The organism is Flavobacterium sp. N1736 (genome assembly GCF_025947065.1).
Taxonomy (GTDB): Bacteria; Bacteroidota; Bacteroidia; order Flavobacteriales; family Flavobacteriaceae; genus Flavobacterium.
Genome location: NZ_CP109994.1, coordinates 3,668,404 through 3,686,046 on the forward strand (window position 1 = coordinate 3,668,404; position 17,643 = coordinate 3,686,046).

A 17,643-nucleotide genomic window follows, 5' to 3' on the forward strand; every position below is an offset into this window, starting at 1 on the left:
ACTTCATTATGGATTGATTGTCCAGGAAGCAAAAAACTGCTGTCCAATTGCTCCTGCTCCAATTACCTGAGTATATTCTTTTCCTCCAATATTTGCAGCTCCTAATTTGAAAACAGATTTCAATACCGGCACTGCATAATTGATTTGCGCATCAATAACCGTAGCTGATTTAATTAATCCATCAGCAAAACTTGATTCCCACATATATTCACTATTCCATCTTCCGCTTACGTTAAATCCGAAGTTTTTAAATAATTTTTCATTTCCAATAGACGCTTTAATTCTGTGTTTTGGTGTATTAAAACCTGATTCAAAGCTTGGGTCTTTCGCCTGATCAAAATCAAATTGAGCATAGTTGTAGTTCACTCCAACTTCAAAATCAGCAATTACTTTTTTAGAAAGTCCAATACCAAAACCAAGTGAATGAATTTCTACATCTGAGTTTGTATATAATTGATACGCTCTGTATTCTCCGTTTTGAATGGCACGTACAGATTGAACTCCCGGATCTGCTGTTCCTGCAGCCAGATTAGGATTGTCCTGAGCTGTTCCGTAATAAGTAGAAATAACATTAAGATTACCAATAAAATCATTGTAGATATTATAATATCCGTTTACATCTATGGAGAAACCTTCATAAACAGAGCGATATCCTAACTCAAAAGCTTTTACTTTTTCTGGTTTTACATAATTGGCTTTTGTTTTTTGCAACAATGCTGCCGCTGCAACTGGATTAGTTCCTGCCATCGCAGCAAATGCTGTTACTGAATTTGCCAGATAAGAGTTATTGTATGCATCTACACCGGTCATGTTTTTTGTTGCTTGCCCCCCGTTATATGTCTGACCTTCGGCACTAACATTAAATGTTTCACTAAATCTTGCCAGGTTATCAGGAGCTGAACCAATCAATACAGCATTTCCAATATTAAAACCTATATATTGATCTTGTGTAGACGGGTTTCTGAAACCTGTTTGAAAAGATCCTCTAAAGTTGTGATTCTTTTTTTCTCCTCCAGAATACACAAGGGCTAATCTAGGTGAAAAATTTCCGTCGAAGTTTTTTGATTTATCGTAACGAATAGATCCTGTAAACTTTAGTCGATCGTCCATGAATTTTTTTGCTAATTGTGTATAAGCTCCATATTCATTATAATTAATTGGGCCATTAGCATCTGTATATATTCTTCCATGCGAATTCAATTCATACAATCTGAAAGATCCTCCAACCTGAATTTCAGCAAATTTAATCATGTCCTTAAAATTATAGTTGGCATCAGAATGATATATTCTTGAATTATCAACCAATTTAGAACCTGTCAATACACTTTCGTCATTAATTACCGCATTGAAAGCATTTTTAAATTCTGCTGTACCCGGTAAAAAACGTCCTGTATCAGCAGTCGTTCTTGCGGCAGCATGAGCTTGCTCTGGTGTAGCACCGCCTAAAGTTGACTGAACATAAGCTCCTGCATATTGACCAAACCATGTTTTATCGTCTTTCCATTTTCTATCTACGTTGATTCCTGTAAATACCATGTCATAAGAATGTCCTCCATCTTCAGATGTTGTGTATCCTCTTAAAAAGAAATTTTTTCCTTTAAATTCCAATTTATGCTGCTGCATTGCAAAGTCATTCAAATAATATCTGTTTGCACCCTGATAAACAGCATTACCAAAACCAAATTTACTTTGCCAGATAATTTCCAGTCTTTCGTCTCCAAAAGGTCTTCCATGAAATGAGAAATCTATTTTAGTATTTCCGGCTTTATTATCTGTAAGATCTGTTTCTTTATAACCCGTTCTGCTCACATTAACATTTGGCAGTAAATTTACAGCTCCGGCAGGAATTAATCCAAGACCTGCCAAAGATTGTCCTACTCCTTTTATGTTTGTAGAAACTTCATCACCATAAATATTGACTCCATCATAATTTGGATTACTTCTGTCTATTCCGGCAATGGTTTTATCATTATAATCTGTTGCATACCAATCTGTAGCCTGCATGTATGTAAAGTTAGCTTTGGCAGCAAAATATTTATTAAAAGCGTGGGCGAATCTCATTCCAAAATCATAATATCCGTTATTACCGGCTGCATTTTGAGACGTTTGTCCTATTTTAAGATATGTCGAAACGCCTTGATTTGTAAACGGGCTTTTACTATTCATGAATAAAATTCCGTTAAAAGCATTTGCTCCGTACAAAGCAGATGAGGCTCCGGGTAATAGCTCGACACTTTGAACGTCTATCTCTGAAACTCCAATCATGTTTCCAAGTACAAAATTCAGCAATGGAGACGAGTTATCCATTCCGTCAACCAATTGCATAAAACGAGTATTTGCTACAGTCGCGAATCCTCTGGTGTTAACAGATTTAAAAGTCATACTACTGGTATTCATCTGTACCTCCTTCATGTTTTCCATACCGTCATAAAAAGATGGAGAAGCCGTTTTTTTGATGTCCTGAATTCCCATTCTTTCAATTGTAACAGGAGATTCTAAAACACGTTCCGGAGTTCTTGATGCAGAAACTACAATTTCATCCAGCTTATTTTCTTCACTGCTTAAACTTACATTTACCACTTGATTTGGAGATGTAATATTTATTGTTTTTGATGTAAATCCTACTGCCGAAACCTTAATTGTAAAAGGTGGCTTTGCAGAAGTGTTTAATTTAAAGGAGCCATCAAAATCAGTAGAAGCTCCGGTTGAAGTTCCAACTACATTAATATTGGCACCGGGAATAGATTGTTTGTTACCATCAGTAACAGAACCAGTAATTGTATTCTGCGCAAAGGAAATTCCGCTGAAAAACAACATAATTAGCAAATAGACTCTCATTTGGTTGGTTTTTTTGTTAGTTTATGCTACCAAAATACAAATAATTTTAGAATTAATAAAAAAACGTTAAAAAAAATTAATATAACATATCTTTTTTGCCAGTATTTTAACTTTTCCATATTCTATTTTGTTAAATTAACCACAACAACAAAGCTTTTCAAAACTTAAATAGTATGCATACATATAAAATTTAAGACAAAAATTGAGGATTTAATAAAAATACATGGGTGATAAAAAAAATTCGACAAATAAAAAAAGCGAGACATAAATCTCGCTTTTTTAACATTTGTATATTTGGTTATTTCACCAAACCCGATTCTATTTTTCCTAATCGACTTTTTAAATCTATAATCTGCTTGTTTTGTTCAATCATATAAAGTGTCATTTCTTCCATTTTTTTAAGCAAACTTAAATTCATTTCTGCCAGCATTAATCCATTTTTCTCTATTTCAGCTGCCGATGGAATTTCCGGCAAATGACTATTTTCTTTGATATAATCTTCTACTTCACTTAGCGATTTTAATTTATAATCATTGGCAAATACATAATCAGGAACTAATCCTGCATTGACAGTTACTTTTACTTCCTGAGCATGAATGTTTCCGGCAACTGTAAGTTTTGAAGTTGGGTTTAATGTACCAATACCAACATTGCCATTTGTTAGAATAGACATCTTTACATTATAATTAGTAATTAAGTGTAATGAATGATTGCTTTCTGTGCCAACAAATCCGCCGCCGCCATACCAATTTTCATTGTGTGAAAAAATGCCAACTTTATATGATGCATTTTCTGAGGTTGCTAAAATTTTTGAATCATGTATTCCAGCAACATCTAACACTCTACTCCAACCTTGAATATTTGAAGGATTTGTAGTTCCAATACCAACATTACCTTCTGTATTTATACCAATTGCCTGCTTGTCAACCCCAGCAGAAGATACAACATTGAAACTCATCGAGTTATCTAACAACCGAATATAAGAACCTCCTCTTGCCGGATTTAACAAATTTACACCAAAATAATTATTAACATTGTTTCCAATACCAACTCCGGAATATGTTAATCCGGGCTCACTTGCCCATAGCATTAGATCAGCTTGTCCAGCATCATCTCCTTTGCCAATAGAATGAAGTAAAAATTTGGAATCTGAATGGCTTCCATGCAAACTTAATAATTGAGAAGGAACGGTTGTTCCAATTCCAACATGACCTGTCGCTGGAAATGAGTTTTGAGCAAAATTAATTTGACAAACAAACAAGGCTACTATTAACAATCTTTTCTTCATGATTTATTTTGTTTCTATTTTCTCTATTCTTTTTTCTAATGATACTTGATTCTTTACAAGATTTTCATTCTCTTTCTTCATTTCAATCATATAGAGCGTCATTTCCTCCATTTTTTTAAGCAAACTTAAATTCATTTCTGCCAGCATTAATCCATTTTTCTCTATTTCACTTGCCGATGGAATTTCAGGTAAATGACTATTTTCTTTGATATAAGCTTCTACTTCACTTAGCGATTTTAATTTATAATCGTTAGCAAATACATAATCAGGAAATAATCTTGCGTTAATGGTTACTTTTACTTCCTGAGCATGAATGTTTCCGGCAACTGTAAGTTTTGAAGTTGGGTTTGTTGTACCGATACCTAAATTTCCGGAAATATAACTATTTCCGTTTCCGGCTATTTTTAGATCTCTAGATGAAATAACATCATTTTTAGAATCTAAAATATAACGCCAGCTTTCCCAGTTATTTTGATCATAAAATGCACTTCTATAAAGTATTCTGCCTCCATCCCACGTGTTGTCAAAATAAAGTTGAGAAATCAAATGATTCGTTTTACCACTTATTTCCAATAGTGATCCCCAATCAGAAGGAGCATTTAAGCCCCCATAATTATCCCATAACTTAATAGACATAGGATCAACTCCCACTCTTGGAGGCTTGTTAAAATCTTTTTGTTCTGTTGCCCATTTTAAACTTTTAGAACCTAGATCACCATCAAATGTTTGGCTATAAATGGCAGTATTGCAAATAAATGCAATAGCAAGTAATACTTTTTTCATTTTTTTTATTTTAAATTATTTTTTCGAGCGTTATATCTTGCTACCTCGCTACGCAAAGTCTCCTGACTTTGCGCTCCTTATTCTGTAGTTCTCATAAAACTTAAACCTGTAAAAGTCTCCTGACTTTTTTTCAAAATTGTCTTTAGAATAATAATCGTTTAAAATTTAGATCTTCGATACAAAACTTAATCGCTTTGCGGGCGCGAAGTTAGAGACATTCGCGCAGCTTTAACGATGAACACTTCGTAGAGCGGGAGCAGCAGAAAATTTAAAAAGTAGGGCGCGGAATTTTAAATTTGTTTAAAACTTTACCTTGATAATTTATAATTGTAATATTTTCTATATTATCAGATATAAAAATTTTTTTTTCGTTTTTGAAAAATGAAGTAGACTTTATCTGAATTCCAGGCTCTGATGTAAAAATAGCATCCAATTTTGAACCTTTCCCATCCCATAAAAAGATCTCAAAATTTGACGAAAGTAAATATTTTTTATCTTCTTTAGAATAACTTATCTTATTACTAAGAATCTGATCCATAGATGATGAATCAATCTTATTTATTATGTTTAATTCTTCTCTTTTGAAATTATTGTCTAGTGAATATTTAAAAATCCCCTTCAAATCACAATTGACAATAAAATTACTATTGCTTATGAAGTCATAACTGTTAATTGAATAATAATTGTTATCTGTAAGTTTTCTAGTTCCTTTAATCTTAAAATTATAACTGTACAAATCCATACCATTCGGATGTTGCTTTGCAATTGGAGAATGATTGGAATACTCAGAAGCTTTAATAAAATAAATTTCTTGAGCGTCATATTCCGAAAATTTTGGATTAAACAATAAATTACCACTATAGATCTCCTTCGAGTTTTTCCCATCAGAATTACATACAAAGAGATGAATAACCGGATCATTCTTTTTCCATGCCCGATAAATCATTCTCTTTTCATCAATGGTAAAACTAGGTTCAGATAAATTGTAACCCTCATTATTTATTAATATTTTCGACACTGTATCTCCAATTTTAAATCTATATATTTTTGAAGTGCCTTCTTTTTCATAAACATAATTTATTTCCTTATTGTTAGGAGACAAATAAACTTCATTAGTCAAAACTCCTTCGAATTTACCTTCTGGAAACAAAAAATAAACAAAAGCTATCAACCCAAAAAGAACGAATATCAAAATTAAAAATGTTCTATAATTCATATAATATATTTTAAGAATTAATTATTTTATTTATTAGAAATATAATGTTTTAAAAAATTGATTTTTAGAAAAAATAAAGTCCTGATATGTTGTTCGTGCATTTAGTAAACCTTGTTTTACTTGAATAATTGGGCCAAATGCAGACATAACAGCTGCCGCTCTTAGTTGGGTTTGAAATGATATTGGTTGTCGTGTTTGCGAATCAATAGTGTAATTATAATAATCATTATACACCTTTTTTGAATCATTATAAAGTTTCTGATCATATTTAAGTACATTTAAATCAAATAATGCTCCTGAAATCCCATCGGCTCCCATATAAATATATCCAGCATCATGCTTTTGTGCCGCCAAATCAACCATATCTACAGCTGTTTCTTTTTTGTAGTAAGTAGCTATGGGTGTTGGGCCAATATATTCTGTGCCCATCCATCCATCACAATTTCCTGTGCAAGGTAAACTACCTTTAGTAGAATTCACATTAATACTTGGATTTTGACTATTAATGTTTGCATATTTACTCATATTAGGCGGTGGTCCTGAATTTTTATGACCGCCTCCAAAGAGGTTTTTAAAACTAATTTTACTTTTAAACCATTGACTTATTTTATCTCCGTTGATGTTTTTATTTGCCCAATCTTTAATTCCCCATTCATCCCAATTAGCAGCAATGCTAGAAATTGCACTGCCAATAGCGGTTTGCTGACCATTGCTCAATTCTCCATCATTACAATAATCACATTTTTAGGTAAAACTAGTCTATCTAATTTTTTAATAAAATTTGAATTATTTTTAAAACTGTAATAATTATCAATATAATAGAGCCAATTTTGACATTTTTTATATGAATACTAATCCATTTTTCAAAGTTCATTTTGTTTTCTGTATCTACTGAATGTATTTTTGCTTTTAAATCATTCTTTTTCAACCAATAGTTTGAGAAAATGAAAGTTGTTACACAAAGCAATAAAAAAAGAATTGCAGGAATCATTTCATTCATATTTATAATTTTAACTTATTAGACGACACATTGAATTTATTCCAACTTTCTTCAAAAACAGGAGCAACATATGTTTCAACGTATATTTTAAAAGAAGACAGCATATTTCTTAATGTTGATTGTGGTATTCCACTCTCAATAGCTTTACCCATTCCTGCAGAAATAACAAATTGAGTCCATCTATTAGCTGCTGTTGAAAATTCACCATCAAAGATATCCATTACAGAATTACCTACTGTACCATATGCTGACATTTTCGCTCCATAAGCTGAAAATTCTAAAGAGGCACCTTCAGTAAATGGAGCACCTAAAAGTCCAATAATTTCTGCTGTACCACCACTAATTTCTGCTGCATCAAAATGGCTTCTAAATACTTGTTTATTTGAATTATATACTTTACTAATTGAAGAACCTAATTTGGCTCCTGTAAAACTGGCATTATTCAAATTCGCATATTTACTCATATTAGGTGGTGGTCCAGAATTTTTATGACGCCCAAATATATTATTAAGACTAATTTTGTCTTTTCTCCATTGGTCAATCTTTTTTAAATTAATATTTTTATTTGCCCAATCTTTAATTCCCCAGTCATCCCAATTGTTAACAACAGTACCTATTAAACCTCCAGCACCAATTTGCTGGCCCTCTGTAGGACCACAACCTTTACAATCTTTACCATCATTATAAGCATTTCCACTTGGGTCTGTATACAACAGCGGGTTGTTTAATACATAACCATACTGGTTGTAGTTTTGTGTATTGGTAGGGTCTTGTATAAAATTATCTATCTGCAAAAATCTGTGCAATACGGGGTCATAAAGTCTGGCATTCATATTAATTAAACCTACACTTTGCAGGTGTTCATGACCTGTATACCCTCTGTCTAAAAAGGTTAAGCCTTTTAAGATATTACCTGCTTTATCTTCTACTTTTATTAAAGCACCCCAGGCATCAAACAATCGTTTTTCCATAACAACTGCACTCGCATCTGTTATAGCGAGAATTGTTCCCTGATAGTCACGGTGTAAATATGAAATATTTGGAGTTGTATATGTTCCGTCATTCATGGCTACTATAGGAGCGGTGTAACCGTCGCCACCTACAAAAACGACAAATTCTGTACTGCCGGTTTTTATATTCTGCTTGATCTCCATCGTGCCATCGGCAGAATAGTGCTTGCGTAAAGGTCTTAACACTTCGTCTTCCATACTTCCGTAATACATGGTACTACGCTGGTTGTTGTCGTTATAGCTAAAACTTATTTTGTCTATAGTCGATTCTGTAATTTGCAGCGGGCTTTTAAAAGCATTATACGTAATGTCTAATTTTCTTTCTGTTGTACCGTCCTTAAAAGCGCCTTCTCTATCAACATAATATCCGTACGCTTCCGGCGTAAGTGTAATAGCCGTATTTTGATACGGTTTTTCTTTACTGTAATTATAAGTACCTAAGTTATTGTCTTTTATTTTTCCTGATGCTTCATAATTTTGTATTTCCTTAATGCCGTCTTTGTTTGTAAATTCGGTAAGTCGGTCGAGTTCATCATACTTAAAACTTTCGGTATAATTATTAAACGCACTGTTTGTACGGTTCTCTAAATTATCTGTTTTAAAATCGAATTTAGTATTTAATGTTAAAACATTCCCTGTCTGTCCTGTTGTTTTGTCAACTTGTATTTTTGATACATAGCCATTACTATCATATTCATTGGTGGTTTTTATACCGTTACCCAAAATACTTTCTTTTAGCTGACCTTTTGCATTTACGTCATTAATTTGCCACAATACTTTTTTAGTGTTATTTTCAAGAATTTGATACAAATTACCATTTTTATATCGTCTTTGTGTGGTCATGCCAATCTTTCTTGATCCTAATTCTGCCTCTTTGGTTTCTGTATCAATTCTTCCTAATCCGTCATAACTCCATATAGTAGTAAACTTAGACACACCTGTTTTATCTTCTACTATTTTCAGTACTCTTTTAAAAATATCATCATACGTATAGGTCGTAACAATTTGATTGTTTCCTACAGGTTCTTTTTTATCATTAAAAGTAGTTTTATTAAGCAGCTGCGTTGTTGCATCATACTCATAAATCGTTTCTGTATCTGTCCCAGAGCCTGTTACTGTTTTTTTGATTGGTTTACCGCCTTTGTCACGAGTAATTGTGGTTACGACTTCACCATTTTTGCTGGTTTCTGTTTCAAGTTCTCCCAGATCATTATTTTTATAGGTAAAAACTCCGGCAGACGGATCTGTAATTTTTGTTTTTCGTCCCCAGCCATCTTGTTCAATATCTATTTTTACACCATTATAATCGGTTTGTTTTAGATTTCCATTGGCAAAATAATTATACTTAATTGTTCCGCCAGTATTTTCGTTGGAAGATATAATATTGCCAATCGCATTTTTTGTGACGCTTTTTATTTTCTGACCATCAACAATAGTCGATGTTAAACCATTATATAACGCTTTTGTTGTTCTTGTATTAAATAATATTATTTCATCTGGTCGACTGTAAATATCAAATTTAGTTTCATTCCATTGCGACGGACCTGCATCAAAATAAGGTTCGCTCGTTTTATAGTTTCGGTCAAAAACATCATACATAAAGGATACGTATGCATATTTTCCGTTTAAATCTTTTTGTCCGGACTTTATTTTTCTTCCAAGATCGTCAAATGTTTCTTCGGTTGCGCTTCCGTCTAATGCATCAGTTGTTGTGCTAACGATTGCTTTTTCGGCATTTCTGGTATATACATGAGTTATTGTTTTATTTAATTTTTCATCTGTTATTGTTCGCTTTTTAAACCACGAATCATAGGTAAATGATGTAGTGAGATTATAAGGATTTGTTTGCGATTTTAAAGTTCCATTCACATTATAAACAAATGATGTAGACAGATTTTCATGATCAGTAACTTTTGTTAAAAATCTGCCGGAAGGATCATATTCATAACTGCTTTTTCTAATTGCTACGCCAGGAGCCAGAATTGATTTGTTTACAAGATTTCCAAAGTTATCATAATTATTAAGTTCTATAATAAAGTTGGTATTATGTCCTTGTCGCATAAATTGGTTTACAAGTCCGGTAACATGATCATAATAATAAATTTGTTTAGACCTCATGATATCTCCCGAAACAGAAACACTTTGTGTATTACGCTCCGGTCTTCCAATAACATAAGGCGATGTTGCAATATTATTATAGTACTCCGTATTTTCAACTGTTGTTTGAACGGTTGAAAAACCTTCTTTTAAAATAGCAGTAGTTGTTAAAGGATTATTATAGGCATCATATTCTATATATGCTTCACTATTGGTATTGGTAAGGGTATTAAATTGTTTATTAATCGTATTTTTTAATTTAAAAACCTTATTCGACAAAAGATTACTTTCATAAGTCGAAATAGATTTTGTTATAAAATCTACTGGTGTATTAGGCGAATTATTGGCTCCTTCGTTTATTTTTGCCGAAAACGTACTGCCTGGTTTAATCCAGGTATCAGGTTTTAATGTAATACTTTCTGTAGCCAGCAAATTGTCTGTACCACTTACTATATAGTCTGTAATTCCACCTTTAATAATTGAACTTGGTGTTTTACTGTCAAGACTTGATACTAAAGGTTCTCTAAAGCCGCGGATAAAATAATTTTCAATTGCGGCACCTCTTAAATTAATATCATTTTTTGTAATATTCGAAAACGTAGCTGTAGTATCATTATACCAGTCTGTTTGGGTTACAGATCTAAAACCCATAAAACCAAGACCTTCTGTATTTGATACAGCGCCATAATAAGCAAATAATCTTTTTTTGTAATCGTCTTTACTTTGTTTTTCTAATTTAGAAACTACATATAAATTAGGATCTGTAAGAATATCAAAATCAGGATAACTTGCAATCCCTTTACTTGATTTATAAATAGTCGTATTTTGATAGGTATTGGCAAATTGTGAATCTAACGGAATATACGTAATTGCTTCTTGTACACCATTGCCCGTTGTAATATTGGTTAATAAATTACTCTTTTTATAATCACCTCCAGAGTTAAAAAAATGAATTTTATTTTGATTAAAAAAGGCAATATCAAGTGTTGAATTGATTTTATTTAATATACTATTTGAATTATTGAGTGACTGAGGCAAAAATACTGGAAGTGCATAAATATTAATTTCAGGTTTTGGTCCCGTAGCAGCTCTATGTTCAGGATTAACGAAATCACCATTTATACTTTCATAACACGAAATAATAATATTGCCATTATTATTTTTAACCTCATTCCAAACTTTTATTAAGTCTGTTTTACCATCATTATTAAAGTCTGTGGCAATATAATTATAAGTGTTATAAGAGTCATTACGGCTAAAAATCGCCGTATAGGTTTTCTCTTCTTTTATCATGGTAGTTCCTGTCGAAGTATACTTATACCATTGTGATGATCCGTATGCTTTTGGTATCATGAAATCAGATTTTCCGTCTCCGTTATAATCGCCAATTAGAATTGGCATATTAGTTGTTAAATAAGGATATTCACTCGGTGCAATTAAAGTATGATCAAAAGCACTCTTATACAAAACGATAAGTTTGTTATCTCTGTTTAGCGAATAAATAGTCAAAATGCCAGCGTCGTAGACAAATAGGTCAGATTTTCCGTCGCCATTAAAATCCGCCACTTCTACTTTGGATGTTTTGCTCAATACTGTCTGTAGTTCACCTGCAAAAGTTGAAAAATCCGTGGTTTTGTCTCTTTTTAAATCAATAAAATAAACTTGTTTGCCAGCAGGATAATCTATAATGGTAGAGAAAGAATCAACGGCCAAAACATCTGTTAAGCCATCTCCGTTAAAATCACCCGCAATAATGTTTTTTAGAAAAAGGGTTTTGGGAATATTAACAACTCTTTCATAATGTTTCTGTATATTATTACTTCCAAGTGTATATATCATGCCATATATCGTAAAGGTAAATTGAGTATTTGTTTTTTTTGCAATAACCCAGCCTTGTGGTAAAATTTTATTATCAGAACTTAAAAAGGTTGCCGTAAAAATATCATCAAAAGCACCTACATTATGTTCTCGTCCGAAATTAACATAGTTTCCTGACTCAATTCCTGCATATAACCAATATTTAGTTTTAGCATCAGCACCAATTGTTGGATAAACCAAACAATCCATTTTGCCATCACTATCAAAATCTCCGGAAACAGCGCCCACATTTAATGATTCTATATTTCCAAGATCTAGTGAAGTTACTATATTTTGATATTTTATTGCCTCAGGTGTCATCCCATAATCAAAAACAGTGGGGTTATAACTTTTTGTTCCGTCACCACTTGTTTCTGTTATCTTATTGATACGATCACTTTCCATATAAGACAAACTATAATTTCTATAGCCAATTCCACTTGTAATGACTTTTATTTCTTTTAATCTTTTACTTCTTATAATATTTTGTCCTGCAACGTAACCGTTTTCAGGAAAAATTCTCTCTTCATAACTAAATTTTATTTCATTAGGCGCCGTATAACTATTTACAGACCCGTATTTAATACTATCAATATATAAAGTATTGTTTAACAATGTATATAAATAATTGATTCTAAGTCCCTGAGCATTTTCAAAATACAGAACAGACCATTCCATAATTGAGCTTGAATTTATCGAACTACCATAGAATGCCTTAGATCCATCCGGGTATTCTACATAAAAGTATGCCGGACCATAATTGGAGCCAAAATGAGAAACTCCGTAAGAAGTAACTTTAATATTTGAAAAATATTCAGTTTCATAAACTGTATTATTTGCTCCATAAACACCTGTTGTTCCTGTTTTTACTATTAGTCTTTGCCCGTCTAGTGCAAACCTGTCTAATGCATTAAAATCTACCGGATCTATCACTCCATCATGAAATTTAGTAGATGGAATTCTGGTTATCGATGATACTCCTGAAATATCCCAGCCACGCGCAGCTGTCCCGTTAAGTCCATTTTGACTATTATAAACTACACTTATTTGAGGCTCAACATTATTTATCCCTTTTGGAATTGTAATAGGAATGGTGTAGCTGGCATTTCCATTTAACGAAATTGATAATTCGCCTTCTGTAATCCCCACTTCTGCAGAATTGCCTGTTAGCGCAGTTGTTGCAGACATTACTGCAGATAATAGCGTTTTATCTGTTTTAGTAATAATTGGGGCATCACCGGAAATTTTTTTTATTGCGGTTGTTTCATTGACAATGTCGCCTTCTGTAGTTTGTGCAGAAACCAAAAAACCAAAAACTAAAAGTATAAGGGTAAAGTACTGTTTTTTCATGGCGTTTATTGTTTAATGATTTTAATCGATTTTTCTCCTCCATCTTTGTATGACATCAAAACAATATAAACTCCCGCAGGATAAGCCTGAAAAGGTATAGTAAGGTTATTGTCCTGAATGTTCTGCTGATACGTTCTTAAAACCTGTCCAGTTATCGAATACAAGTGTATTGCTGTGACATAATTATCATTGACTAACTGCCATTGCAAATACAGCTCTTCGCGTACCGGATTGGGATAATAGGAGATAAAATCTTTTTCTGAAAACTGTAATAAATCATCTTGAGTAATAGCCTCGATTTCTTTTACTTCTTTGACTGTTTTTGAAACACAGTTAATACAAAGAATTCGGTTGATTTGGTTTCCGGCAGCATCGTAACTAAAAGTTAGTTTAGGCTGTGCCTGAATAGTTGAATAAAATAATAATATAAAAAAGGACAGTATAATTTTCATAAGGCATATATTAAAATATTTCCTACAAAAATCTTTCAAATATTGCGCAAAGTAAAACAATTACTGTTAAATAACTTTTGAGCAGCATAAAAGCCAAACAATTAACATGTATATCAATAATTGATAATCGCTTCTCTTTTGCCGAATACATTTACTATTATATTTTAACATTTAAAAAAAGGCATAAAAAAAGCGAGACCTAAGTCTCGCTTTTTAACATTCTATATTTTATAAACTTTATTCTACAGTAACTGATTTTGCCAGGTTACGTGGCTGATCGACATTACAACCTCTCATTACAGCAATGTAATAAGAAAGTAATTGCAACGGAATTGTAGTAATAAGCGGTGATAAAGCATCTGAAGTTTCAGGAATCTCGATTACATAATCAGCCAATTCACGCACTTGTGTATCGCCTTTTGTAACTACGGCAATAATTTTACCGCTTCTTGATTTAATTTCCTGAATGTTACTTACAATTTTATCATAATGACCTTGTTTTGGTGCAATTACAATAACCGGCATATGCTCATCTATAAGCGCAATTGGTCCGTGTTTCATTTCTGCAGCCGGATACCCTTCTGCATGAATATATGAGATCTCTTTCAGTTTTAAGGCTCCTTCCAGCGCAACCGGAAAGTTATATCCACGCCCTAAGTACAAACAGTTTGGAGCATCTTTAAAAGCTGCTGCAATTTCTTTTGCTCTGTCGTTTGTTTCTAAAGCCTCGGCTACTTTTTCAGGAATTATTTCTAATTCTTGAAGATACGCATGAAAATCACTGTTTGATAATGTTCCTTTAGCTTTACCTAATCGCAAAGCAATCATGGTTAAAACCGTAATTTGAGTTGTAAATGCTTTTGTAGAAGCAACCCCAATTTCAGGTCCTGCGTGCGTGTAAGCACCTGCATGACTTTCTCTTGAAATAGAAGAACCGACAACATTACAAACACCAAATACAAAAGCACCATTTTCTTTGGCTAATTTAATAGCTGCCATTGTATCTGCAGTTTCTCCCGATTGAGAAATAGCGATAACAATATCATCTTTATTGATAATTGGGTTTCTGTATCTAAATTCAGAAGCATATTCAACTTCAACAGGAATACGCGTGAACTCTTCAAAAATATATTCAGCAACCAATCCGGCGTGCCATGAAGTACCACAGGCAACAATCAGGATTCGTTTTGCATTTAAAAATTTTTCCAGATTATCTTCAACACCTGCCATTTGAACAATTCCTTCATTGGCATGAAGTCTTCCTCTGTAAGTGTCTTTAATAACGCTTGGCTGTTCGTATATTTCTTTTAACATGAAATGATCGTAGCCGCCTTTTTCAATTTGCTCCAAATTCATTTGAAGTTCCTGAATATAAGGATCGACTAAAGAGTCATCTTTTATTTTTCTAACTTTAAGAGGTTTGTGCAATCTGATGTTTGCCATTTCACCATCTTCAAGGTAAATTGCATTTGAAGTATATTCGATAAAAGGCGAAGCATCAGAGGCAATAAAGAACTCTCCTTCTCCAACCCCAATTGCTAATGGACTTCCTAATCTTGCAGCCACGATTTCGTTTGGATTTTTCTTGTCAAAAACCGCAATCGCATACGCACCTACAACCTGGTTTAAAGCAATTTGTACGGCTTTACCCAGTTTTATATTTTCATTCTTTTGAACTTCTTCAATAAGATTTACTAAAACTTCCGTATCAGTATCCGATTTAAAAGTATAACCTCTTTTTATTAATTCTTCTTTAAGCGGTGCATAATTCTCAATAATTCCGTTGTGAATAATCACTAATTCACCGGAATTTGAAAGATGCGGATGTGAGTTTACATCATTTGGAACCCCGTGAGTTGCCCAACGCGTATGCCCAATTCCTATACTCCCGTTTGTATTAAAAGTATCTTTTGCTTTTGCTTCAAGGTCAGAAACTTTACCTTTTGTTTTACAAACTTTCACACCAGATTCGGCATCATATAACATAACACCGGCACTGTCGTACCCTCTGTATTCGAGTCGCTTGAGTCCTTTTATAACAATAGGATAAGCCTCTCTATGACCTATATATCCAACAATTCCACACATATATATTTATTAATTTGGTTTCGTGTAGTAAATTTCAAGCTGTAGTTTTTTACCCGTTGGAGCAGTCGAACCTGTACCTCCATACAATATCGTTCCCACCGGAGTTATCACTGTCGCTTTTGGCGCATCTGAAATAACGCTGTTTTTTAATTTCAACTTACTTGAGGCTGTAACACTTATATCATCAATAGCAACCAAACCTAACCTTACATTTTTTGCAGTCGCATCCTTAATAATATTACGAATATGATTGGTCAACCTAATTTTATAATATGATCCTCTTTTAGTACTGGAATTTACATTGATTATACCGCTATAAATAACTTTTGACATTCGTGAATCAGTTGTTACACTCGTACTTCCATCTGCGGCATAATCTACAATTGGTACATTATTATCCAGATCATATAAATAAACTCTCTTTGGCTCTTTTGCCATTTTTTTTATGTCAGCACTAGCATCGGCAGTTTTAGCCATTTGTAAAGTATCAATATAAAAAATCAAATTTGCTTCGTTAACAAGCCATTTATTAGTTCTGATTTCATCTAATTTTGCAGCAAGACCATTAAGTTCTAAAACAGCAAGTGATCCCTGACCTCCTTTTAGAAAGAGTCTTTCGTCACCATTGACTGTGTTTATATTAGCAGGATTTATTGCATTTGCATAAGTACTTTCTTTTACATCATTAAGTAAACTGGCTGTGCTGCCTGTTAAATTAATCACTATAGATCTGTCTTCCATAGTTTCTCCATCAGTTGTAACATCCGTTTTAGCTTTATATTTAATGGTGATTGTTCCTTTTGAAAAATCCATTAAAGCCATATTACCTGGATTGGCACCTGATTTTTCTACCTGAAAATATAATCCTCTAAAGTATTCCTGAAAAACATCTGCAGAAGCAAGTTTTGACTTAGCTGCAGCATCCAGGATTTTTTTCTGAAAAAAGGCTCTATTTAAACTCAAACGCATTTGTGGTGCTGTTCTTGTAGTTACATCTTCTCCCTTATCATTTTTTGTCTTGGTTACAATTTCCTTAGCATCAAAAAAGAACTGCTCATTCTGCAATACATCTGTACTATCATTTAAAGGCTTATTTGTTGTAGCATCAATTTTTTTATATGTATTAAAATCATTATTCTGATCTGTATAATACAATTGTGCAAATTGGTTACCTCCTTCAAAATAAGAAGCTCGCATTTGAACTCCTGATTCATACACACTCAATTTAAGTTTTCCTTCCGGTGCACCATAAATAGAATCTAATGCGTAAGTACTGCTTCCATCCGTATTAACAGCCGTTACATGACTAAGATAAGGCACACTAAGCACTACATTTTGAATTACAGGCGATTCTCCAATAGACGGAGCATAAGCCGCAAGTGCAACCTGTGTTGTAAAATTGGCTGTTGTTGTTCCTAAAACCGGATTATCGTAAATACCCAATGCATTTAAGCCTAAAGCATTAGACTGAATTGGTGTTACTTCCTGATTGTAAGCCAAAACATCATAATGTTCAGCTTCAAGACCAAAATGATCATCTCCAATTAAATTGTCTCCAATGGCGTTAAAATCTTTGTCACAAGAATATAAAAGAACTACAGTTGCTATTAATAGAATTTTCTTAAAGAAAGAAGTATTATACATGTTTAATAATAAAGTTAATA

The 17,643-nt window shown here is 33.0% G+C and carries 10 protein-coding genes; all 10 read right to left on the minus strand.

What is annotated here, in order from left to right; genetic code table 11:
- Nucleotides 1–6 precede the first annotated feature (6 nt).
- On the minus strand, nt 7–2,838 hold the full coding sequence (locus OLM54_RS15580) for a TonB-dependent receptor (protein ID WP_264535494.1): 2,832 nt from the start codon (nt 2,836–2,838) through the stop codon (nt 7–9).
- A gap of 298 nt (nt 2,839–3,136) precedes the next feature.
- Entirely contained in the window at nt 3,137–4,126 is a 990-nt protein-coding gene (locus tag OLM54_RS15585; protein WP_264535495.1) for a tail fiber protein, read from the minus strand.
- A 3-nt stretch (nt 4,127–4,129) separates the two neighbouring features.
- Nucleotides 4,130–4,909, minus strand: coding sequence for a tail fiber protein (locus tag OLM54_RS15590; protein WP_264535496.1), 780 nt, complete (start codon nt 4,907–4,909; stop codon nt 4,130–4,132).
- 268 nt (nt 4,910–5,177) lie between these two features.
- On the minus strand, nt 5,178–6,125 hold the full coding sequence (locus OLM54_RS15595; protein WP_264535497.1) for a hypothetical protein: 948 nt from the start codon (nt 6,123–6,125) through the stop codon (nt 5,178–5,180).
- Between the two features lie 33 nt (nt 6,126–6,158).
- The gene (locus OLM54_RS15600) at nt 6,159–6,842 is read right to left on the minus strand and encodes a hypothetical protein (RefSeq protein WP_264535498.1); all 684 of its coding nucleotides are present in this window, start codon (nt 6,840–6,842) and stop codon (nt 6,159–6,161) included.
- Nucleotides 6,843–6,888: 46 nt separating this feature from the next.
- The gene (locus OLM54_RS15605; RefSeq protein ID WP_264535499.1) at nt 6,889–7,125 is read right to left on the minus strand and encodes a hypothetical protein; all 237 of its coding nucleotides are present in this window, start codon (nt 7,123–7,125) and stop codon (nt 6,889–6,891) included.
- A 2-nt stretch (nt 7,126–7,127) separates the two neighbouring features.
- The gene (locus tag OLM54_RS15610) at nt 7,128–13,439 is read right to left on the minus strand and encodes an FG-GAP-like repeat-containing protein (RefSeq protein ID WP_264535500.1); all 6,312 of its coding nucleotides are present in this window, start codon (nt 13,437–13,439) and stop codon (nt 7,128–7,130) included.
- A gap of 5 nt (nt 13,440–13,444) precedes the next feature.
- Entirely contained in the window at nt 13,445–13,891 is a 447-nt protein-coding gene (locus tag OLM54_RS15615) for a T9SS type A sorting domain-containing protein (RefSeq protein ID WP_264535501.1), read from the minus strand.
- Between the two features lie 237 nt (nt 13,892–14,128).
- Nucleotides 14,129–15,979, minus strand: a complete 1,851-nt coding sequence (gene glmS, locus OLM54_RS15620) for a glutamine--fructose-6-phosphate transaminase (isomerizing) (protein WP_264535502.1) — start codon at nt 15,977–15,979, stop codon at nt 14,129–14,131.
- A gap of 9 nt (nt 15,980–15,988) precedes the next feature.
- Entirely contained in the window at nt 15,989–17,623 is a 1,635-nt protein-coding gene (locus tag OLM54_RS15625; protein WP_264535503.1) for a DUF4270 domain-containing protein, read from the minus strand.
- Nucleotides 17,624–17,643 lie beyond the last annotated feature (20 nt).